Genomic DNA, 20,351 nt, shown 5'->3' on the forward strand with positions numbered 1-20,351 from the left:
CCGCGGCCGAGGCCGGGCTCGCCCTGTGGGAGGGCGCCCCGGAGGAGGACGGCGGCACCGACGACCCCGTGGCCGCGCTGCGCGCCGAACGCGCCCCGGTCCACCGGGACCTCGCCCGCGCGCGGGCCCTCGCGCTCGCCCGGCTCGGCCGGTACGCCGAGGCAGTGGGGCCGCTCGCCCGGACCCTCGCGCGGCTGCCGCGCGACGAGGAGGTCCTCGCCGAACTGCTGCGCGCCGAGGCGGCCACGGCGGGCCCGCCCACCGCGCTGGCCCGCTACGCGACCTACCGCCGCGGGCTCCGGGAAGACCTGGGCACCGAACCCGGTGCGCAACTCCGCGACATCCACGCCGAGTTGCTGCGCGACGAACCATCCGTCGTCCGGCACGGCGTACCCCACGAACCCAACCAACTCCTCGGCCGCGGCCAGGACATCGACGCGGTGGAGCGGCTGCTGCGCGACTCGCGCGCCGTCACCGTCGTCGGACCCGGCGGACTCGGCAAGACCCGCCTCGCGTACGCCGTGACCCGCAGGGCCGGGCAACGCGTCGTGCATGCCGTGCCGTTGGCCGGGGTCGCCGCGGACGCGGACATCGCCGCGGAGGTGGCCTCCGCGCTCGGCGTGGGGGAGGGGCGGCACGGCTCCGTCGGCGGGCGCGCCCCGGCCGACCCGGTGTCCGGCATCGTCGGGGCGCTCGGCGCCGGGCCCGCGCTGCTGGTCCTCGACAACTGCGAGCACGTCATCGGGGGCGTCGCCGGCCTCGTCCAGGCGCTGCTGTCCCGCGCCCGCGAGCTGCGCGTACTCGCCACCAGCCGGTCGCCGCTCGGGCTCACATCGGAGGCCGTGTACGCACTGCCGGAACTGGCGCCCGACACCTCCGCCGAGCTGTTCGGCCAGCGGGCCAGGGCCGCGCGTCCCGGCGTCGACCTGCCGCCGGACGCGGTCGCCGAACTGTGCGGACACCTCGACGGGTTGCCGCTCGCCGTGGAGCTGGCCGCGGCGCGGGTGCGGGCCCTGTCCGTGCCCGAGATCGCGCGCCGCCTCGCCGACCGCTTCGCCCTGCTGCGCGGCGGCGTACGCGACGTGCCCGAGCGCCACCGCACCCTGCACGCCGTCGTGGAGTGGAGCTGGAACCTGCTCGCGGACGAGGCCCGCGCCGCCATGCGGACCCTGTCCGTCTTTCCCGGCGGGTTCTCCACCGACGCGGCGGAACGGGTCCTCGGCGAGAACTCACTCGACGTGCTGGAGCAGCTCGTCGACCAGTCACTGCTGACCGTCGCCGACACCCCGTCAGGTGTCCGGTTCCGGATGCTGGAGACCGTACGGGAGTTCAGCGCGGCCCGGTGCGCGGAATCCGGCGAGGAGGAACGGGCGTTCGGTCAACTCTGCCTCTGGGCGCGGGAGTTCGGTATCGGCCATCACGACACCCTGCTCGGACCACGTTCCCCCGACACCCGGGAGCTGATCAAGTCCGAGCAGGACAACCTCGTGACCGCCCTCCGGCACGCCCTGGCCCGCGGCGAAGGATCCACCATCGCCGCCGTCACCGCCGTGCTCGCCGCCCTGTGGTCCACCGACTCCGACTTCGCCCGCCTCTCCGCCCTCGCGGCCGACACCGGAGCCCCGCTCTCGCACTACCGCCCCGAACCCGAGTACGTAGAAGTCGCCCGCGCCGCAGCCGTGTTGTGCGCGGCGAGCCTCATCGTGGACCACGCCCCGCGCGTCCTGCGCCACCTCGTCACCCTGCGCCGGCTGCCCCCGGCCCCGCCGGACACGCTGCTGCGCGCCATCGCGGTCGTGCTGGCCGCCGTACCCGAGATGCTGCCTCCCGACTACGGCGTGCTGCGCGAACTCTGCGACAGCGACTACCCGTTGGTCGTCTCCGTCGCCGAGAGCGTCGCCACCTACGTCTGGGAGTACGAGCACGACATCGCCCGCACGCTCGCCTCGGCGCGGCGGGTCGTCGACGTCCTGGCGGCGGTCGACAGCCCGCCCCTGGAGGTCATGGGCTACTCCCGGCTGAGCCAGCTGTGCCTGACGACGGGCGACGGCGACGCCGCGTACCGGAACCTCGGGGCGGCCCGCGAGGCACTGCCCCGGTTCGGCGACGAGAACGACTACGTCGGCATCCGCTGGGGCTTCGCGCTCGCCTGCCTGCAGCGCGGGAACCCGGACGAGGCCGAGACCTGGCAGCGCCGCGCGGAGGCCGACGGCACCGCGCAGAAGGACCCCTTCTACAGCCCCGACCTGGGGGTCCGCGCCGAGATCGCGCTCGCCCGCGGCGACACCGGGGCCGGGCTCGAACTGTGGCGCCGCGCCGTCGCCCGGCTGCCCGTCGCCGGGGCGGGGTACGACGGAGAGCCCTGGCACGACCCGTGGGCACTGCAGATCCAGGCGACGGCGGTGACGGCACACGCGTACGCGGGCCGGCTCGCACCGGTCGCCGACACGGTCGACCGGCTGCGGTCCCTGCTCGCCGGACCGGCCGCCACGTTCGTCGGGCTCCCCGTCCTCGGCACCGTGCTGCACGCGCTCGGCGCGGCCGGGCTCACGGACCGCACCCCCGAAGCCGTCCGCACGATCGCCCTGGCCGAACGGCTGTGGGTGCTGCGGGACTTCCAGCCCACGATGGCCGCGGCCCGCGCCCGACACGCGGCCGAGAACGCCGACCGGGCGGCGTACACCGACGCGGTGGCCGAGTACGCCGCCCTGGGACGGGACGAGCTGCGGGACGCGGCCCGCGCGCTCGCTACGCCGGATCGCGGTTGAACAGCGCCCGCGACCAGAAGAACCCGAGCGCCGTCAGGGCCAGGCACCAGGCGACCGCGAGCCACCCGCTGTGACCGATCTCCGTGCCGAGCAGTAGCCCGCGCAGTGTCTCGATGAGGGGTGTGAACGGCTGGTACTCGGCGATGGGCTGGAACCAGCCGGGCATCGCGTCGATCGGCACGAAGGCGCTGGAGATGAACGGGAGGATGATCAGCGGCATCGCGTTGTTGCTCGCCGCCTCGGCGTTCGGACTGGCCAGTCCCAGCCCGACGGCCACCCAGCTCAGCGCCACGGCCACCAGCACCGTCAGGCCGAACGCCGCCAGCCACTCCAGGGCCGTCGCGTCCGTGGAACGGAAGCCGACCGCCACCGCCACGGCGCCCACGACCAGCACACCGGCGACCGCTTGCAGCACGCTGCCCACGACGTGCCCGATCAGCACGGACCCGCGGTGGATGGCCATCGTACGGAAACGGGCCATGATCCCCTCCGTCATGTCCATCGTCACCGAGATCGCGGTCCCGGCCGGAGTGGCACCGATGGTCATCAGCAGGATGCCCGGCACGAGGTAGCCGATGTACGCGGTGCGGTCGGCGGGGCCGCCGCCGATCCCCGCGCTCATCACGTCACCGAAGACGTACACGAAGAGCAGCAGCAGAACGATGGGTGTCAGCAGGATGTTCAGGGTGAGCGACGGATAGCGGCGGGCGTGCAGGAGGTTGCGGCGCAGCATCGTGGACGAGTCGCGCACGGCGAGGGACAGGGCGGTGCTCATCGGAGGGCCTCCTCGGGCCGGGTGGTGGACTTGTCCGCGCCGCCGGTCAGGGCGAAGAACACGTCGTCGAGGTCGGGGGTGTGCACGGAGAGCTCGTCCGCCTCGACGCCCGCCGCGTCCAACCAGTCGAGTAGGGACCGCAGTTCGCGCTGCGTGCCGTCGCTGGGGATCCGCACCGTCAGTGCCTCGTCGTCCGTGGTGACGTCGCGCAGCACGGCGACGGCGGCCCGGTAGCCGACCGGGTCGGTGAACCGCAGCCGCACATGGCCGCCCGGCACGAGCCGCTTCAGCTCATCGGCGGAGCCCGTGGCGGCGATCCGTCCCTCGCTCAACACGGCGATGCGGTCGGCCAGTTCATCGGCCTCGTCCAGGTACTGCGTGGTCAGGAAGACGGTGGCACCATCGGCGACGAGGTCGCGGATCATGCGCCACATCGTGTGGCGGCTGCGCGGGTCGAGGCCGGTCGTCGGCTCGTCGAGGAAGAGGATGCGCGGGGAGCCGACCAGCGTCATGGCGATGTCGAGGCGGCGCCGCATGCCGCCGGAGTAGGTGGCGGCGGGCTTCCGCGCGGCCTCGGTGAGATCGAATCGGTCGAGGAGCGCGGCGGCCGCCCGCCGGCCCTCGCGCCGGGGCAGATGGTGCAGATCCGCCATGAGGTGCATGTTCTCCTCGCCGGTGATCAGGCCGTCGACGGCCGAGAACTGCCCGGTCACACCGATCGCCGCGCGCACGGCCTGCGGGTCGGCGGCCAGGTCGTGGCCGCCGACGAACAGCTCGCCCGCGTCGGCGGTGACGAGCGTGGAGAGGATCTTGACGGCGGTGGTCTTGCCCGCGCCGTTCGGCCCGAGCAGCGAGAAGACGGAGCCGGCCGGCACCGCGAGGTCGATGCCGTCGAGCACGGTCTTGTCCCCGAAGGCCTTGCGCAGGCCGCGCGCTTCGATGGCGAGAGGTGGAGCGGTGGCTGTCGTGGTGGTCATGCCGCAGAGGCTGCGGCATGGCGCATTCAGCATGGCTTCAGAGTGGCTTCAGCCGGGCACACGGTTCCGGCGTCGGAGGATGCGCGGTCTGCGCTCTGGTGCTCATGGACAGGCCTGGGCATGCTGATTCGGAAGGCCAACTGTGAAGGAGCCGCCATGACCAGCGATTCCCGTAACGACGACGCGGCTGCTCGCCACCGGAAGGCGGAGGAGGATGAGGAGTTTCGTCGTCGCCGTCGGAGGGCCGAGGAAGAGGAACGGGCGGCCCAGCACCAGGCGCAGGACGATGCGGCGAGGGCGGCCCAGCAGCAGGCCGACGCGCACGCGTCGGCACAGGCCGCGCAACAACAGGCCGACGCACAGGCGGCAGCCGACGCCGCCCAGCAGCAGTGGGGCTGAGTCGACCTTCCGTTCCACCGTCTCCGTAGGGCCCACCGGGTGATCGACCCGGTGGGCCCTACGCGTTGCCGGGTAGCGCCGCCGGCAACACGCCCCGAACCGCGACCTTGCTCCCGCGGTCTTGCCGGACGCGCCCGCCCGTGCTGTGATGCCAACTGCCCGTCCTCGCAACAATGTTCAACGAAGTCCAACGCAATACACCGCAGTTGCACAGACCCGAGCGGCGAGCCGCCACTCTTCCTCGAAGCGTCCAGCACTGGAGGATCCGTGCGCACCAAAAGACTCAGAAGCCTCAGAAGTCCCGGAGAACCCCGAACCCTCAGACGTCGCGCAAGGCACCTGTCCCTGCTCCTCGCCGCGGCCCTGGGCCTCAGCGCGCTCGCCGTGGTCCCCTCGGGCGCCGCCACCACCGCGGACGACGACCCCGTCGTGCCGCACGGCCTGAAGGGCGAGTACTACACCCAGTCCGCCGCCGGAGCCTTCGACTTCGACAAGCTCAAGGCCACCGGCTTCGACCCGCAGATCGACTTCAACAGCCTGGAGTCCCGCCTGTCGTCCGCGACCGGCCGGGCGGACGACGCGAGCGTGCGCTGGACCGGGAAACTCGTGCCGGAGAAGACCGGGCCGACAACGTTGTCAATGATCGGTGACAACGGCTTCAGGCTCTGGGTCGACAACAAGCTGGTCATCGACCACTGGGTCGACGACTGGGACAAGGAACAGACCTCCCAGCCCGTGGACCTGACGGCGGGCAAGGCGGTCGACATCAAGGTCGAGTACTTCGAGCACTACGGCGGCTCCAACCTCCACCTGCGCTGGACCGAGCCCGGCGCGCAGAAGGAGGCCATCCCGTCCTCCGCGTTCCGGCTGCCCGACGACTGGAAGTACGACGGCGCCATCGGCACCACCGTGCTCGGCGACGGCCGCACCCTCAAGCTGGACTTCGCGCAGAAGCTGGGCGCCGTCCCCGGTGACATCAACGACCACCTGACGGCCGTGATCGGCGGCGCCAAGTGGCCGCTCGGCAAGGTCGAGGCGGACCCCGACGACCCGCGCGCGCTGCGCGTGGGCCTCGACGAGCCGGTCGTCGGCAACAAGGACGGCGACGCCTCGGGCCAGGCCGACGTCACCTACGACGGCAAGGGCGGACTGACCGGCGACGACGGCACGGCCGTCGGCTCCTTCTGGTCCAGTGGCCCCAACCACTCGACACACGAGCTGACCACCAAGTGGGGCGACGACGTCACCCCGGCCAACGCCCACCGCGAGTACCCGCGCCCGCAGCTCACCCGCGACAAGTGGCAGAACCTCAACGGCAGTTGGCAGTTCGCCGCCGCCAAGGAGGGCGAGCAGCCGCCGGTCGGCAAGAACCTCGGCGAGAAGATCCTCGTGCCCTACCCGGTCGAGTCCCAGCTCTCCGGCATCGAGCGCCACGAGGACCGCATGTGGTACCGGCGCACCTTCACCGTGCCCGCCGACTGGAAGGTCGGCGACAAGCAGCGGCTGCGGCTCAACTTCGGCGCCGTGGACTGGAAGTCGGAGATCTACGTGAACGGCACGAAGGTCGCCGATCACAAGGGCGGCTACGACAAGTTCAGCGCCGACGTCACCGACGCCCTCAAGCCGGGCCGCACCCAGGAACTGATCGTCGGTGTCTACGACCCGACGGACGCGGACAACGCCGAGAACCCGCCCATGGGCAAGCAGCGCCTCGACCCGAGCGGCATCTGGTACACCCCGTCCTCCGGCATCTGGCAGACCGTGTGGATGGAGCCGGTCGCCACCGACCACGCCACCGACCTGAAGGTGACGCCGAACGTGAAGACGGGCGAAGTGACCGTGTCCGCAACGGGAGTTCGGGACGGCGTCCCCGTCACGGCGACGGCGTACGCGGACGGCAAGAAGGTCGCCACCGCCACCGGCACCTCCGGCGGACCGCTCACCCTGAAGATCGCCAAGCCGCACCTGTGGTCGCCCGACGACCCCTTCCTCTACGACCTCAAGGTGAGCGTCGGCGATGACCGGGTGGGCAGCTACTTCGGGATGCGCTCGATCTCCGTCGAGAAGGTGAACGGCACCCCGCGCACCATCCTCAACGGCAAGCCGGTCTTCATGATGGCCACCCTCGACCAGGGCTTCTGGCCCGACGGTCTGCACACCGCGCCCAGCGACGACGCGCTCGCGTACGACCTGAAGATGCACAAGAAGATGGGCTTCAACTCGGTCCGCAAGCACATCAAGGTCGAACCCGACCGCTGGTTCTACTGGGCCGACAAGCTCGGCCTGATGGTCTGGCAGGACATGCCGGCGATGGAGGCCGGGAAGAACCCGTCCACCGCGGCGCGCGCCGAGTACGAGCGCGAGATGAAGACCATGATCGACCAGCACATCAACCACCCGTCGGTCGTCATGTGGGTCACCTTCAACGAGGGCTGGGGCCAGTACGACGAGGGCCGCATCGCCGACCAGGCGAAGTCCTGGGACCCGACCCGGCTGATCAACGGCCAGTCCGGGCTCAACCTCGGCCGTGACGGCGGCGCCGGCGACATCATGGACGAACACGGCTACCCGAGCCCCGCCCTGCCACCGAAGCCCGACGGCGAACGCGCCCTGGTCGCGGGCGAGTACGGCGGCCTCGGCCTCGCGGTGCCAGGACATGCCTGGTCCGTCCAGCAGTCGTACGTCGACGTGGACCCGGCGACGTACACGGACGACTACCTCAAGAAGCTGGACGAGGTGCACAAGCTGGCCTGCAAGGGCGGCAACGGCGCGGTGTACACGCAGATCTCCGACGTCGAGGGCGAGCTGAACGGCCTGCTCACCTACGACCGCCGGGTCGTCAAGCCGGACGTGAAGCGGGTGTCCGACGCCCAGCAGGCGCTGATCCGCGACGCCTCGCAGGACACCGTGGCGAACTGCTCCTGATCCCGTACGCCTTGGGGCGGGCCCGTCTCCACGGGCCCGCCCCTCTCTCGTAGGAGGCAGCTCATGACTGTGACTCGACGCGGCGTGCTGCAGGCCGCGACGGTGGCCTGTGCGGCCACCGCGTGGGGCGGTGCGGCGAGCGCGACGGCACGGGCGGACACGTCGGGACCGGCCGCCGACGCGTTCACCCGCCTGCCCGTCGGCAGCGTCACCGCCGACGGCTGGCTCGCCGGCCAACTGCGGCTGCAACTGGCCGGACTGTGCGGACGCTACGAGCAGAAGTCGCACTTCCTGGCCATGGACACGTGCGGTTGGATCCACCCGGAACTCAACGGCTGGGAGGAAGTGCCGTACTGGCTACGGGGGTTCGTGCCCCTCGCGATCGCCACGCGCGACGCCGACGCGCTCGCCACGTGCCGACGCTGGATCGACCCCATCCTCGCCACGCAGCAGTCCGACGGATTCTTCGGCCCGCACGCCCTACGCACCTCGTTGAACGGCGGCCCGGACTTCTGGCCGTTCCTGCCGCTGCTCATGGCATTGCGCACGTGGGAGGAGTACACGCACGACGAGCGCGTCGTGCCGTTCCTCACCCGCTTCATGTCCTACATGGCGGCCCAGGGGAAGGGCGCCTTCGACAGCAGCTGGGTCTCCGTGCGCTGGGGCGACGGCATCGACACCGCGCGCTGGCTGTACGAGCGCACCGGCGACGCCTTCCTCGCGGACCTCGTCGACAAGATGCACCGCTACGGCGCCGACTGGACGGGCAAGCTCCCCACCCCGCACAACGTCAACATCGCCCAGGGCTTCCGCGAACCCGCCCAGTACGCCCAGTGGGCCACCGAGGGGGAGGCGGAACTGCGCCGCGCCACCTACCGCACGTACGACCAAGTGCTGCGGGAGTACGGCCAGTTCCCCGGCGGCGGCATGGCGGGGGACGAGAACGCCCGGCCGGGATTCGGCGACCCCCGCCAGGGATTCGAGACCTGCGGCATCGTCGAGTTCATGGCCAGCCACGAGCTGCTCACCCGGATCACCGGCGATCCCGTGTGGGCCGACCGCTGCGAGGACCTGGCCTTCAACATGCTCCCGGCCGCCCTGGACCCGACCGGCAAGGGAATCCACTACATCACCAGCGCCAACGGCATCGACCTCGACAACACCCGCAAGGGCAACGGGCAGTTCCAGAACGGCTTCGCCATGCAGTCCTACCAACCCGGAGTCGACCAGTACCGGTGCTGCCCGCACAACTACGGCATGGGCTGGCCCTACTTCACCGAGGAGTTGTGGCTCGCGGGCCCCGACGGCGGGCTCGTGGCCGCGATGTACGCGCCGTGCGAGGTACGCACCGAGGTGGGCGACGGGGTGAAGGCCACGGTGCGCGAGGAGACGCAGTACCCGTTCGACGAGACCGTGACCCTGAGGGTCGGCGTGGAGCGTGCGGTGGAGTTCCCGCTGCGGCTGCGCATTCCGGGCTGGTGCGAGGCGCCGCGCCTCACGGTCAACGGCCGTGCGGTGAAGGTCGCGAAGGGGCCCTCGTTCGCGGAGATCCGCCGCACCTGGCGGGACGGCGACGAGGTGCGACTGCGGCTGCCCCAAAGGACCACGCTGCGCACCTGGAGCGGCAACCACGACAGCGTCAGCGTCGACCACGGCCCGCTCACGTACTCGCTGAGGATCGGCGAGAGGTATGTGCGCACCGGCGGGGACGACACGTTCCCCGAGTACGACGTGCACGCCACCACCCCGTGGAACTACGGCCTGGTTCCCGGCGGTTCGATCACCGCACACCACAGGGAGGGGCCGCTCGCGGACAACCCGTTCACCCTGGACGGCGCGCCCCGCACGCTCACCGCGCGGGCCCGCCGCATCCCGGAGTGGATCGCGGACGAGGAGGGAGTCGTCGCACCCCTGCAACCGAGCCCCGCCCGCAGCCGCGCCGGGGTGGAGGACGTGACCCTGGTGCCGATGGGCGCGGCCCGGCTGCGGATCACCGCCTTCCCGTCGGCTGCCCCGGACGGAAAGCCGTGGACGCCGGAACCGCGCCACCACCGTGTGCTGAACCGGCACAGCGGCAAGGTCCTCGCCGTCGACGGCATGTCCACGGACAACGACGCGCGGGTCGTGCAATTCAGCAATTCGGGCACGGGCGACCACGCGTGGCAACTCCTCGCGGCCGGCGGCGGCGCGCTGCGCATCCGCAACGGGCAGAGCGGCAAGTACCTGGCGGTGAAGGGGAGTTCGACGGCCGACAGTGCCCATGTGGTGCAGTACGAGGACGACGGCAGTGGCCGGGAGGATCTGCTGTGGGAGCGGGAGGACCAGGGCGACGGCTGGTTCCTGCTGCGCAACCGGCACAGCGGCAAGGTGCTCGGTGTCGACGGCATGTCCACCGCCGACAGCGCACAGGTCGTGCAGTTCTCCGACAACGGGACGGAGGATCACCTGTGGCGCCTGGAGTCTTGACGGGCCGTTGGGCCGCACGAAGAATGGCCAGCCATGCTGACAACGTTGTCGAAGGGTGCAGGATGAGAAGGCGCACAAGACCCGTCCGTCGCGCGCTGGGGGTGCTCGCCGCGGCCGCCGCGCTGCTCGGGGCCGGCCTCGCGGCACCCGCCGCGGCCTCCACCCCGCCCGGGGGCGGCCAACTGACCGATCTGGTCAACCCGTTCATCGGCACGGAGAACGAGGGCAACACCTACCCGGGCGCCGCCGTGCCCTTCGGGATGGTGCAGTTCTCGCCCGACACCGGTCACAACACCGGCTACGACTACTCGGAGAACCACATCCGAGGGTTCTCGACCGTCCATCTCTCCGGTGTGGGCTGTGGGTTGGGCGGCGATCTGCCGGTGCTGCCGACCGTCGGTGACATCGGCAGCACGGACTACGCGAAGTACGCGGCCGAGTTCAGCCACGACGACGAGAAGGCCTCGCCGGGCTACTACAAGGTGGGCCTGAAGTCCGGCATCGACGCCGAGCTGAGCGCCACCAAGCGGACGGGCGTGCAGAAGTACACGTTCCCGGCCACCGACAAGGCCAACGTGATGATCAACGCGGGCCAGTCGCTGCACAAGACCGTCCACACCAAGGTCGACATCCTCGACAGCAGGACCGTGCGCACCGCCATCACCGGCAGCGGCTTCTGCCAGGACACCAAGCAGTACACGCTCTACACGATCACCAAGTTCGACCGGCCGTTCACCACGTCCGGTACCTGGAAGGGCGACACCGTCACCGAGGGCTCCAAGTCCTCGGCCGCGGACGCCGAGCGCAACGGCGCGTATCTCCGCTTCGACACCAGCAAGGACCGCACCGTCGAGGCGACCACCGCGATCTCCTACGTGGACGCGCACGGCGCCTCGCTCAACCTCCGTACGGAGGGCGGCCGTTCCTTCGACTCCGTGCGCGGCGCGGCGCAGTCCGCGTGGGAGGACCGGCTCGACGACGTCAAGGCGCAGGGCGGCAGTGAGACGCTGCGCCGCACCTTCTACTCCTCGCTGTACCGCTCGTTCCTCGCACCGAACATCGGCAGCGACGTCGACGGCCGCTACACCGGCTGGGACCAGAAGATCCACCGCGCCAAGGGATTCACGTACTACCAGAACTGGTCGCTCTGGGACACGTACCGCACCCAGGCGCAGCTGCTGTCGCTGCTGGCCCCGCACGAGTCGCGGGACATGGCGCTGTCGGTGATCCGCATCGACAAGGACAGCGGCTGGCTGCCCAAGTGGGGCTACGGCACGGTCGAGACGAACATCATGACCGGCGACCCGGTCACCCCGTTCCTCACCAACGCCTATCAGCAGGGCCTGCTCAAGGGGCACGAGGAGGACGCCTACCGGGCGCTGAAGAAGAACGCCGACGGCGTGCCGCCGGCCGACTCAGCCCCCGTGGGCCGCGAGGCCAACAAGGAGTATCTGGCCGACGGGTTCGCGCCGTACATCAAGGACCGCGAGCATGTGAAGCCCGGTGACTCCGATTACGACCACGGGGCCTCGGCCACCCTGGAGTACGCGCTGTCCGACGCCATGCTCGGCCAGATGGCGAAGGAGCTCGGGCACGAGGACGACGCGAAGCGGTATGCCGAGCGGGCGCAGAACTACCGGAAGATCTTTGACAGTTCGACCGGATTCTTCCGTGCGCGCGACGCGTCGGGCGCCTTCACCGGGCCCGCCGACCCAGCGAAGAGCGAGGGCTTCCACGAGGGCACGTCCTGGCAGTACCAGTGGCTCGTGCCGCAGGACCTGCCGGGCATGGTCGGCCTGATCGGCGGAGAGGAGGCCGCGAACAAGCGGCTCGACTCGTTCTTCGCCTACGAGCAGTTGGTGAAGGATCCGGCGAAGACCGCCCGCGAGGTGTGGGTCAACGGTCCGTACGACTACTACAACGCGGACAAGTACAACCCGCAGAACGAGCCCGACCTGATCGCGCCCTACACGTATCTCTCCACCGGCCAGCCGTGGAAGACCACCGACGTGGTGCACGCCGCGCTGACCCTGTTCACCGACACCCCGACCGGCATGACCGGCAACGACGACCTGGGCACGATGTCCGCCTGGAACGTCCTGTCGTCCATCGGGATCTTCCCGGTGCAGCCCGGCACGGACACGTGGAGCCTGTCGACGCCCGTCTTCGAGCGGGTCGACGTCACGCTCGACCGGCGCTACTTCCCGAAGGGCGCGCTGACCGTCCGGGCGCCCGGCACCTCGGAGGGCAACCGGTACATCCAGTCGGCGCGGGCGGACGGCGCCGCGTACGGCAAGACGTATCTGACCACGGAGGATCTGCGGGGCCTGCGGAACCTGTCCTTCACCGTCGGCGGCGAGCCGTCGGCGTGGGGGACCGGTGCCGATGCGGCGCCGCCGCCCCTCAAGTGACGTAAAAGACACGTCACTTGGGTCGCCCACTGAGTCACATGGGACCCGTCCCTCCCAGAGGGGCGGGTCTTCATCAGTTGTTAACGCAGCGTGCCGTGATCGTACTTGACCGTAATCGACTGCGGGCGGTTGACTGCCCTCTCCCGTTGTCGACGCGAGAGCCCTCCATGACCTCTCTGAGTTCGGACTTGCTCGCTCCACTCGACCTGACCTTCTGGAACATCGAGACCGCCGAACACCCCATGCACCTGGGGGCGTTGGGCGTCTTCGAGGCCGAAGGGCCCGGCGCCGCCCAGCACGCCTTCGAACTGCTCGCCACCCGCGCCGCGGGCGTGGCGGGCCTGCGGATGCGGATCGCCGGCGTGCTCGTGCCGGTCGGCGGCGCGGCCCGCGTGCCCGCCGCCGACTTCGACCCGCTCGACCACGTGTGGATGGCCGGACCCGTCGACGACTTCCACGCCGCCGCGGGCGCGCTCATGGAACGCCCGCTCGACCGCGCCCGCCCGCCGTGGGAGGCGCACATACTGCCGGCAGCCGACGGCGCGTCGTTCGCCGTGCTCTTCAAGTTCCACCACGCCCTCGCCGACGGGCTGCGCGCCCTGACCCTCGCCGCCGGCGTCATGGACCCCGTGGACCTGCCCGCCGCCCGCACCCCGAAGGACGCGCCCGCCCCGCGCCGCGGCCTGCGCCTGCCGTTCCCCGGTATGCGCGAGATCACGCTCGGCGACCTCGACCCGCGCCGCTACCCCGACCACGTGCGCACACTGGCGGCCGGCGCCACGCAGGCCGTGTCCATCGGCGCGTCGGTCGCCCGCGCCACCTGGGGCGTACGCACGTCGCCCGCGCTCACCTCGAAGGCCAGCGGCACCCGGCGCACCGCCGGTGTCGTGCTCGACCTCGACGACGTGCACCGCATCCGCAAGACCGTCGGCGGCACCGTGAACGACGTGCTGATCGCCGTGGTCGCCGGAGCCGTGCGGCGCTGGCTCGACGAGCGCGGCGACGGCAGCGAGGGCGTCGAGCCCCGCGCCCTCGTCCCGGTCTCCCGGCGCAGGCCCCGCACCGCCCACCCCCAGGGCAACCGGCTCTCCGGCTACCTGGTCCGCCTCCCGGTCGCCGAGCACGACCCCGTGGAGCGGCTGCGCGCCGTACGCGCTTCCATGGACCGGCACAAGGACGCCGGGCCCACACGCGGCGCGGGCGCCGTCGCCCTGCTCGCCGACCACGTACCGCCGCTCGGCCTGCGCCTCGGCGGCGGCCTCGTCGGCCAGAACGCCCGCCTCCTGTTCGACCTGCTGGTCACGAGCGTCCCGCTGCCCAGCCTCGGCCTGAAACTCGGCGGCTGCCCGCTCACCGAGGTCTTCCCCCTGGCCCCCCTGGCCCAGGGCCAGGCCCTCGCCGTGGCGGTGTCGACGTACCGGGGCCGGGTGCACTACGGCCTGGTGGCCGACGCCCGAGCGGTACCGGACCTCGATGTGCTGGCCCGCGCGGTGGTCGACGAACTGGACGAACTGCTCGCCGCCTGCGTCTCCTAAGCCCTGTCGTCCTGGACCGGGTCGACGCCGGGCCGTCCGAGGTCCTTGCGGAGGTCGTCGAGTGCCTGCGTCAGGGAAGCGGCGTTGGCCTCGGTGAACCAGGTGGTGCGGATGCGCTCATTGGTTCCCCCCGGGGTCTCGTGATCGCCCGCGAGCTGCTGAACGGAGCGGGCGTCGTCGTCCAGTGAGCGGCCGACGGCGCCGAAGAGGCCGCGGACGTACCGGTCCGCGTCCTCGGGTGCGACGCCGCGGTGCGCGGCCCAGTCCGTGAGCGTCGCCAGGTACCGATAGTGCGTGGTCAGTGTGGACGTCAGTGTCTGGAAGACGTCGAGCGTCGCCTCGTCCGGGACGGGCAGCGCACCGCCGAGACGGGCGAAGAGGGCGTCGACGGCGGGGTGGCCGGGGCAGGTCACGGTGACGGCGCGGCGTTCGCGGACCGCGGGCAGCGGGATCGCCCGCACCACCGGCGCCCGGGTGCCGAGGAGGGCGCGCACCTCGTCGATGCCGACGCCCGCCATGGCGCTGACCACGATCTTGGTGTCGTCCACCCGCAGCCCGGCGAGTGCCTCGGCGCGGTCCTGGGGGCGGACCGCGATGATCACGGTCGTGGACCGGTCTGCCACCTCCTGGTTGTCGGCGCAGATCCGCGTGTTCGCGAAGCGCCGCGACAGTTCGGCGGCCGTCCGGGCGCCACGCGGCGAGAGGAAGACGTCCGGCGGGCTGTCGACGCCGTCGCTCACGCCGGTCACGAGGGCCCGCCCGAGCTCGCCCACGCCGATGATGCCTATGCGGTCCACAAGGTGTCCTTTCACGGGGTTGTCCCACGGGCGGCCCGGTCCTTGATTCCCGCGAGGACGGTGTCGAGGATCCGGTCGAACTCGGCCACGGACCCGAACCCGGTCTGGAGGGGCAGCAGGGCGGTCATGGTCGGGTAGCAGCCGGGGTCGAGCACGGGCAGGTGGACTCCGTCGTCGCCGCTGCCGCTGAGCACCGCCAGCAGATAGCCGTTGAGGAACCCGAAGAGCGTCAACTGGGTGTCCGCGACGACCTGTTCGGGCAGCTCGGCCGCGCGCATCGAGGCGACGAGGCGCTCCAGCGCGGCGAGGGCCACCGGCGAGGTCTGGGGGCGTGTGGTCAGCAGCGGGAAGACCCGGCGGTGCCGATGGGCCATGTCCCGGTAGCTGTGCGCCGTGCGGCGGGCGAGCTCCTCCCAGTCCCGCCCGTCCGCGCCCTCGGCGCCCGCCGGCACGACCACCTCGGTGAGTACGGCCTCGGACACCGCGTCGAGGAGCGCGGCCTTGCCCTTGATGTGGTGGTAGATCGACATCGGGTCGACCCCGAGCTCCTCCGCGAGGCGCCGCACCCCGAACTTGTCCAGGCCGTGCCGGTCGACGAGGTCGACACCGACGGCGGCGATCCGCTCACGACTGAGTCCTGCCGCGGTGCCCTGCGCTCGTCTCGCCATGCCCACTCCCTGCCGCCCTTGCCAAACCTACGCCGTAGATCCTACTGTCACGGAACGAAACCTACACCGTAGGAATGGAGGGTGCGATGAACCCGTCTTCCCTGTCCGGGAAGCGCCCCGCCGTCGTGGTGTCCGTGTGGCGGAGTCGGCCGGTTTCCAGGAACCACATGACGTACTCGATAAAGGAGAAGACATGAGGGAATCAGCGGGTCTGCGGCGACAGGCGCTGGGCGGGGAGCCGGACTGGTCCTCGATGTCGGAGGAGGAGCTGCTCGCCTACCGCGAAGCGGAGAACCGCAGGCGGGCATCGCCCGAGATGCGGGCGCTCACCGGGGAGCCGGACCCCGGCGCCACGATCGAGTGGCAGGAGGTGGCGCTGCCCGGCCGGGTCCTTCCGGTCCGGGTGCACCGGCCGATCGCCGACCGGAGCACCCTGCCGCTCGTGGTGCACGTACACGGCGGTGGGTTCGTGGGCACGGCGGTGCAGTGCGACTGGACCACCAGCCATCTTGCCGCCCGACTGCCCGCGGTCGTGGTCTCCGTTGAGCATCGTCTCCTCGCCCCGGACACCCCGCTCTCGGCGGCCGCCGCCGACGGCTGGGACGTGCTGCGGCACGTGGTGGCGGGCGCCGAGGAATGGGGCGTCGACCCGGAGCGGACCGCCGTCTTCGGGGAGAGCTGTGGCGCGCTGATCTGCGCCCTCGCGACGGTCCGGGCCAGGGAGACGGGGCTGCGTCTGCGGGCGCAGGTGCTGGTCAACCCCGCGGTCGACGTCACCGGGGCGATGTTCGCGTACGACTCGGTCGCGGACTACGGGGACAGCCCGACCGCGAGCCTGCCGCAGCTGCGGCTCTTCCAGCGGCTCGCCGCTCCGCCGGGAACCGACGCCCGGGCCGTGTCCCCGCTCCACGCCGACGACCTGGGCGGGCTGCCCCCGGCGCTCGTCGTGCTGCCGACGCACGATCCGGTGGCCGATCACGGCCGTCGGTACGCCGAGCGCCTGCGAGCGGCGGGGACGCCCGTGCGGATGAGCGAGTACCCCGGAGCGCCGCACGCCTTCCTGAGCCTGCCTGGTGTGGTGGACGCGGCCCGGCCCGCGCGGGCGGAGATCCTCGCGTTCCTCCGCACGTCCCTGACCGGGTGACCTGCGTCCCGTGAGCAGAACGAGTTTGGAGACAGGGGCCCTCGCTACGTAAAATTCCGCTTTCGAAGGCTTTGACAGCGGGCGCGGATCGCGCGCGACGCGCGACACCCCCAGGAAACGGCAGCGGCGATGACGGTGACAGAGGACAACCAGGCCCTCGAGCAGGAGTACGGCCCCGGCATCGACCCCGAGCGGCTCGCCGTCTGCCTCAGTGTGCTGGAGGAGCTCGACGAGATCGACGTCGACCACCCCGACGCGATCACCGTCCGCAGGGCCACCGCCGGCATCTACCGGACCGTGAAGCAGCGTCGCCGCCAGGAGCGTCGCGCCGCCAAGACCGCCCACGACAAGGCGGTCACCGAGTCGACGGCGACCGGGTCCGCGCAGCGCATCGACGACGAGACCGAGGGCATCCTGCCCTCCTCGCAGACCGAGGAGGGCAGGCTCGCGGGGATACTCCAGCGCCCCCGCTCCTGCTACACCTGCAAGGCCCGGTACGTGGAAGTCGACTACTTCTACCACCAGCTCTGTCCCGGCTGCGCCCGCCTGAACCGGACCAAGCGCGACGCCCGCGCCGACCTCTCCGGCAAGCGCGCCCTGCTCACCGGCGGCCGCGCCAAGATCGGCATGTACATCGCGCTGCGCCTCCTTCGTGACGGCGCGCACACCACGATCACCACCCGGTTCCCCAAGGACGCCATCCGCCGTTTCAAGGCGATGGAGGACTCGGCGGAGTGGCTCCACCGCCTGGAGGTCGTCGGCCTCGACCTGCGCGACCCGGGCCAGGCCGTCGCCCTCGCCGAGCAGGTCGCCGCCGCGGGCCCGCTCGACATCCTGATCAACAACGCGACGCAGACCGTGCGCCGGCTGCCCTCCGCCTACGCCGCGCTCGTCGACGGCGAGAGCGCGCCGCTGCCCGCCGGCGAGCTGCCGCCGCACCACGTCATCGGCGCGTTCAACTCGGGATCCGTCGACGGCATCGCCGCGCTGCCCATCGGCACCAGCGGCATCGACGCCCAGAAGGTCGCCGACCTCGCGCTCGTCGCGGGCAACGCGAGCGTCGAGCGGCACCTCGACGGCTCCGCGATCGACGCGGGCGGCCTCGTGCCCGACGTCGTCGAGTCCAACACCTGGGTGCAGACCATCGACCAGATCTCCCCGGTCGAGCTGCTCGAGACCCAGCTGTGCAACTACACGTCGCCGTTCATCCTGATCAGCGCGCTGCGCCCGGCCATGTCCGACGCCGCGAAGAAGGCGGAGAGCGGACGCGCGTACGTCGTGAACGTCTCGGCGATGGAGGGCGTCTTCGGCCGTGGCTACAAGGGCGCGGGCCACCCGAACACGAACGCCGCCAAGGCCGCGATGAACATGGTGACGCGCACCAGCGCCCACGAGATGTTCCAGGCCGACGGCATCCTCATGACCTCCGTCGACACCGGCTGGATCACCGACGAGCGCCCGCACTACGACAAGCTGCGCCTCGCCGAGGAGGGCTTCCACGCCCCGCTCGACCTGGTCGACGGCGCCGCCCGCGTCTACGACCCCGTCGTGCGCGGCGAGGCGGGCGACGACGTGTACGGCGTCTTCCTGAAGGACTACGAGCCCGGCAAGTGGTGACGCAGCTGCTGGTGGACGGCGTCGTTCGACGCGCCGCCCGCTGAGGCGGCGCGCACCCGCGTACCGCCGTCCACAAGCAGCTCCGCCCCGGTGATCCAGGACGCCTCGTCCGACACCAGCCAGCGCACCGCCCGCGCCACGTCCTCCGGCTCCCCGATCCGCCCGGCCGGCAGACCCGCCGCCACCGACTCCTCGGCCCGCTCCCACACGAAGCGGGCCATCTCGGTGCGGACGAGGCCGGGGGAGACGGAGTTGACCCGCACCAACGGGCCCATCTCGCCCGCCAGTTGAGCGGTCAGGTGCAGCAGCGCCGCCTTGCTGGTGCCGTACGCGCCGACGTTCGGCCCCACATGGCCCGCGCCCTCCGTGCACACGTTCACGACGGCGCCGCCGTGCTCGCTCATCCACGCCCGCCACGCGCACTGCACCAGACGCAGCGGCGCCTCCACGTTGACCGTGAACGCCGTGCGCCAGGCGTCGGGATCGGCGTCCATGAGCGGGCCGTACGGCTGGTTGGTCGCGGCGTTGTTCACGACGATGTCGACCCGCCCGAACTCCGCCATCGCCCGCTCCGTCACTTCCCACAGATGCGCCGGATCGGCCACGGACCCGGGCACACCCACCGCTTCCGCGCCCCGCGCCCGCAGCGCCGCGACGGCCTCGCGCACCCCGTGCGGATCCCGGGCCGTCACGCACAACAGGGCGCCGCAGTCGGCGAGTTCCTCCGCGATCGCGCGGCCGATGCCGCGCGAGGCACCGGTCACGACGGCCGCCCTGCCGTCGAGCACACGCGGGTGATCCGTGGGAGCCATCGGGGACGCAGCCATGCGCGTACGGTCTCATGCGCGGCCGGTGGATGACGATGTGTCAGCCGTGCACGGTTCGTGGGCCGTTTGTGGAGGCCGAACCACTGATCTAGCGGACGTACGAGGCGTGCGCGGCAGCCACGAGTTCGAGCACCGGGCGCCAGTCCTCCATGACCCCCGCGTCGAGGCCCACCACCTTGCCCGCGTCGTCCGCCTGGCGCACCGTGACCGCGTCCTCGGCGTGCGGGTCCGCCTCGAACGCCGCCACCTCCCGGGGCGTCATCGGGCCGCCCTGAACGCCCAGCGTCAGCGCGCTCTGCGCGGACAGGCCGCGCCCCGGCTCGGTCGCCGCCAGATACCGCTTCGCCGGCACGTGCAGCCGTACGAGCCGTGCCACCCGCTCGCCGAGCAGCCCGCGCACCGCGTCCGCCGCACGGTCCGCGTGCCCCGCGTCGTCGCCCGGGCACAGCAGATGCCCGAGGTCGTGGACGAGCCCCGCGACCTGCAACTCCTTGTCGCTGGGCCGGGAGCGGCGCAGCAGCGCCGCCGTCTGCAGCGCGTGATCGTGCAGATCGACGGGGTCGCCGCTGCGGTCCGGGGCGTCCCAGGCGCCCCGGCAGGCGTTCAACGAGGCCATCAGCTCCTCGACGGTGCGCAGTTCGACGCGTTCCATGGACGACTCCTCCCGAAGCTCTTCCGCAGCCTGCCCGGAAGCAGACCATGGTGAACCGAGTCCGAGCCGACGCACCGGTCAACAGGACGTGAACGCTGCCCCTTTTCCGCCATGGTGCAGAATTGCCGCATGCGCCGCCTCACCGTTCCCGCCCTGCTGGTGACCCTCCTGGTCACCGTGCTGGGCGCGGCATGGGGCAGCGACGCCGGCGGCGCCCCCGCCGAGCGGGCCCCGGCCCTCGCGTCCGTGCAACAGGTGTCGTCGCCCGCCGGCACATCCGACTGCGACCGGCAGGGGCAGCACGCCCCCGACAGCCGCCAGGGCGTGCCCTCGCGCGGCACGAGCGCCCACGAACTCCTCGCCCCGCTCGCGTACGCGCACGGGCCCGGC

At 71.7% G+C, this 20,351-nt stretch carries 15 protein-coding genes; 9 read left to right on the plus strand and 6 right to left on the minus strand.

All coding sequences use genetic code 11. The features are described 5' to 3' along the window. Positions 1–2,768 (plus strand): ATP-binding protein (locus OKJ99_RS02540; RefSeq protein WP_326014022.1); only part of this gene is annotated, 2,768 nt, incomplete at its 5' end. On the opposite strand, the gene OKJ99_RS02545 is transcribed toward OKJ99_RS02540, so the two are convergent. Together OKJ99_RS02545 and OKJ99_RS02550 are read right to left on the minus strand one after the other, a co-directional pair. Then, positions 2,749–3,543, minus strand: a complete 795-nt coding sequence (locus OKJ99_RS02545) for an ABC transporter permease (protein ID WP_326014023.1) — start codon at positions 3,541–3,543, stop codon at positions 2,749–2,751. The genes OKJ99_RS02540 and OKJ99_RS02545 overlap by 20 nt on opposite strands. Next, positions 3,540–4,520 (minus strand): ATP-binding cassette domain-containing protein, encoded by a 981-nt coding sequence (locus OKJ99_RS02550; protein ID WP_326014024.1) that lies wholly within the window; start codon positions 4,518–4,520, stop codon positions 3,540–3,542. Before OKJ99_RS02550 ends, OKJ99_RS02545 begins: the two co-directional genes overlap by 4 nt. A 156-nt stretch (positions 4,521–4,676) precedes the next feature. Here OKJ99_RS02550 and OKJ99_RS02555 point away from each other — a divergent pair, with 156 nt between their 5' ends. The 5 genes from OKJ99_RS02555 (at position 4,677) to OKJ99_RS02575 (ending at position 14,256) form a co-directional block, all read left to right on the plus strand. Then, positions 4,677–4,919 carry a hypothetical protein gene (locus OKJ99_RS02555; RefSeq protein WP_326014026.1) on the plus strand — a complete coding sequence of 81 codons (243 nt, stop codon included), beginning with the start codon at positions 4,677–4,679 and terminating at the stop codon, positions 4,917–4,919. 339 nt (positions 4,920–5,258) lie between these two features. After that, positions 5,259–7,844 (plus strand): PA14 domain-containing protein, encoded by a 2,586-nt coding sequence (locus OKJ99_RS02560; protein WP_326014036.1) that lies wholly within the window; start codon positions 5,259–5,261, stop codon positions 7,842–7,844. 63 nt (positions 7,845–7,907) lie between these two features. Further along, a complete protein-coding gene (locus tag OKJ99_RS02565) occupies positions 7,908–10,310 on the plus strand; it encodes a beta-L-arabinofuranosidase domain-containing protein (RefSeq protein WP_326014027.1) in 2,403 nt (800 codons plus the stop codon). A gap of 62 nt (positions 10,311–10,372) precedes the next feature. Next, entirely contained in the window at positions 10,373–12,721 is a 2,349-nt protein-coding gene (locus OKJ99_RS02570) for a GH92 family glycosyl hydrolase (RefSeq protein WP_326014028.1), read from the plus strand. Positions 12,722–12,897: 176 nt separating this feature from the next. Beyond that, a complete protein-coding gene (locus OKJ99_RS02575; RefSeq protein WP_326014037.1) occupies positions 12,898–14,256 on the plus strand; it encodes a wax ester/triacylglycerol synthase family O-acyltransferase in 1,359 nt (452 codons plus the stop codon). Here the strand turns inward: OKJ99_RS02575 and OKJ99_RS02580 are convergent. After that, positions 14,253–15,053: an NAD(P)-binding domain-containing protein gene (locus tag OKJ99_RS02580; protein WP_326014029.1), complete on the minus strand. Its 801-nt coding sequence runs from the start codon at positions 15,051–15,053 to the stop codon at positions 14,253–14,255. The genes OKJ99_RS02575 and OKJ99_RS02580 overlap by 4 nt on opposite strands. 11 nt (positions 15,054–15,064) lie before the next feature. Further along, a complete protein-coding gene (locus OKJ99_RS02585) occupies positions 15,065–15,721 on the minus strand; it encodes a TetR/AcrR family transcriptional regulator (protein WP_326014030.1) in 657 nt (218 codons plus the stop codon). A gap of 193 nt (positions 15,722–15,914) precedes the next feature. Between OKJ99_RS02585 and OKJ99_RS02590 the strand changes: the two genes are divergently transcribed. Then, a complete protein-coding gene (locus OKJ99_RS02590; protein WP_326014031.1) occupies positions 15,915–16,865 on the plus strand; it encodes an alpha/beta hydrolase in 951 nt (316 codons plus the stop codon). 129 nt (positions 16,866–16,994) lie between these two features. Then, positions 16,995–18,482 (plus strand): SDR family NAD(P)-dependent oxidoreductase, encoded by a 1,488-nt coding sequence (locus OKJ99_RS02595; protein WP_326014032.1) that lies wholly within the window; start codon positions 16,995–16,997, stop codon positions 18,480–18,482. Here the strand turns inward: OKJ99_RS02595 and OKJ99_RS02600 are convergent. Both OKJ99_RS02600 and OKJ99_RS02605 read right to left on the minus strand, forming a co-directional pair. Next, positions 18,461–19,309, minus strand: coding sequence for an SDR family oxidoreductase (locus OKJ99_RS02600; RefSeq protein ID WP_326014033.1), 849 nt, complete (start codon positions 19,307–19,309; stop codon positions 18,461–18,463). The two genes, OKJ99_RS02595 and OKJ99_RS02600, sit on opposite strands and share 22 nt — an antisense overlap. A gap of 88 nt (positions 19,310–19,397) precedes the next feature. Further along, the gene (locus OKJ99_RS02605; RefSeq protein ID WP_326014034.1) at positions 19,398–19,961 is read right to left on the minus strand and encodes an HD domain-containing protein; all 564 of its coding nucleotides are present in this window, start codon (positions 19,959–19,961) and stop codon (positions 19,398–19,400) included. Between the two features lie 129 nt (positions 19,962–20,090). On the opposite strand from OKJ99_RS02605, the gene OKJ99_RS02610 reads away from it, so the two are divergent. Continuing rightward, the coding region (locus tag OKJ99_RS02610; RefSeq protein ID WP_326014035.1) for a hypothetical protein at positions 20,091–20,351 on the plus strand (261 nt) is incomplete at its 3' end.

Origin of the sequence: Streptomyces endophyticus (assembly GCF_035798155.1) — a bacterium.
Taxonomy (GTDB): domain Bacteria; phylum Actinomycetota; class Actinomycetes; order Streptomycetales; family Streptomycetaceae; genus Streptomyces; species Streptomyces endophyticus.

What these genes read in the sequence shown, in the direction of transcription:
- OKJ99_RS02545 (WP_326014023.1), bottom strand. Translation starts at nt 3,543, where the DNA reads ATGAGCACCGCCCTGTCCCTCGCCGTGCGCGACTCGTCCACGATGCTG.
- OKJ99_RS02550 (WP_326014024.1), bottom strand. Translation starts at nt 4,520, where the DNA reads ATGACCACCACGACAGCCACCGCTCCACCTCTCGCCATCGAAGCGCGC.
- OKJ99_RS02555 (WP_326014026.1), top strand. Translation starts at nt 4,677, where the DNA reads ATGACCAGCGATTCCCGTAACGACGACGCGGCTGCTCGCCACCGGAAG.
- OKJ99_RS02565 (WP_326014027.1), top strand. Translation starts at nt 7,908, where the DNA reads ATGACTGTGACTCGACGCGGCGTGCTGCAGGCCGCGACGGTGGCCTGT.
- OKJ99_RS02570 (WP_326014028.1), top strand. Translation starts at nt 10,373, where the DNA reads ATGAGAAGGCGCACAAGACCCGTCCGTCGCGCGCTGGGGGTGCTCGCC.
- OKJ99_RS02585 (WP_326014030.1), bottom strand. Translation starts at nt 15,721, where the DNA reads ATGGCGAGACGAGCGCAGGGCACCGCGGCAGGACTCAGTCGTGAGCGG.
- OKJ99_RS02590 (WP_326014031.1), top strand. Translation starts at nt 15,915, where the DNA reads ATGAGGGAATCAGCGGGTCTGCGGCGACAGGCGCTGGGCGGGGAGCCG.
- OKJ99_RS02595 (WP_326014032.1), top strand. Translation starts at nt 16,995, where the DNA reads ATGACGGTGACAGAGGACAACCAGGCCCTCGAGCAGGAGTACGGCCCC.
- OKJ99_RS02600 (WP_326014033.1), bottom strand. Translation starts at nt 19,309, where the DNA reads ATGGCTGCGTCCCCGATGGCTCCCACGGATCACCCGCGTGTGCTCGAC.
- OKJ99_RS02605 (WP_326014034.1), bottom strand. Translation starts at nt 19,961, where the DNA reads ATGGAACGCGTCGAACTGCGCACCGTCGAGGAGCTGATGGCCTCGTTG.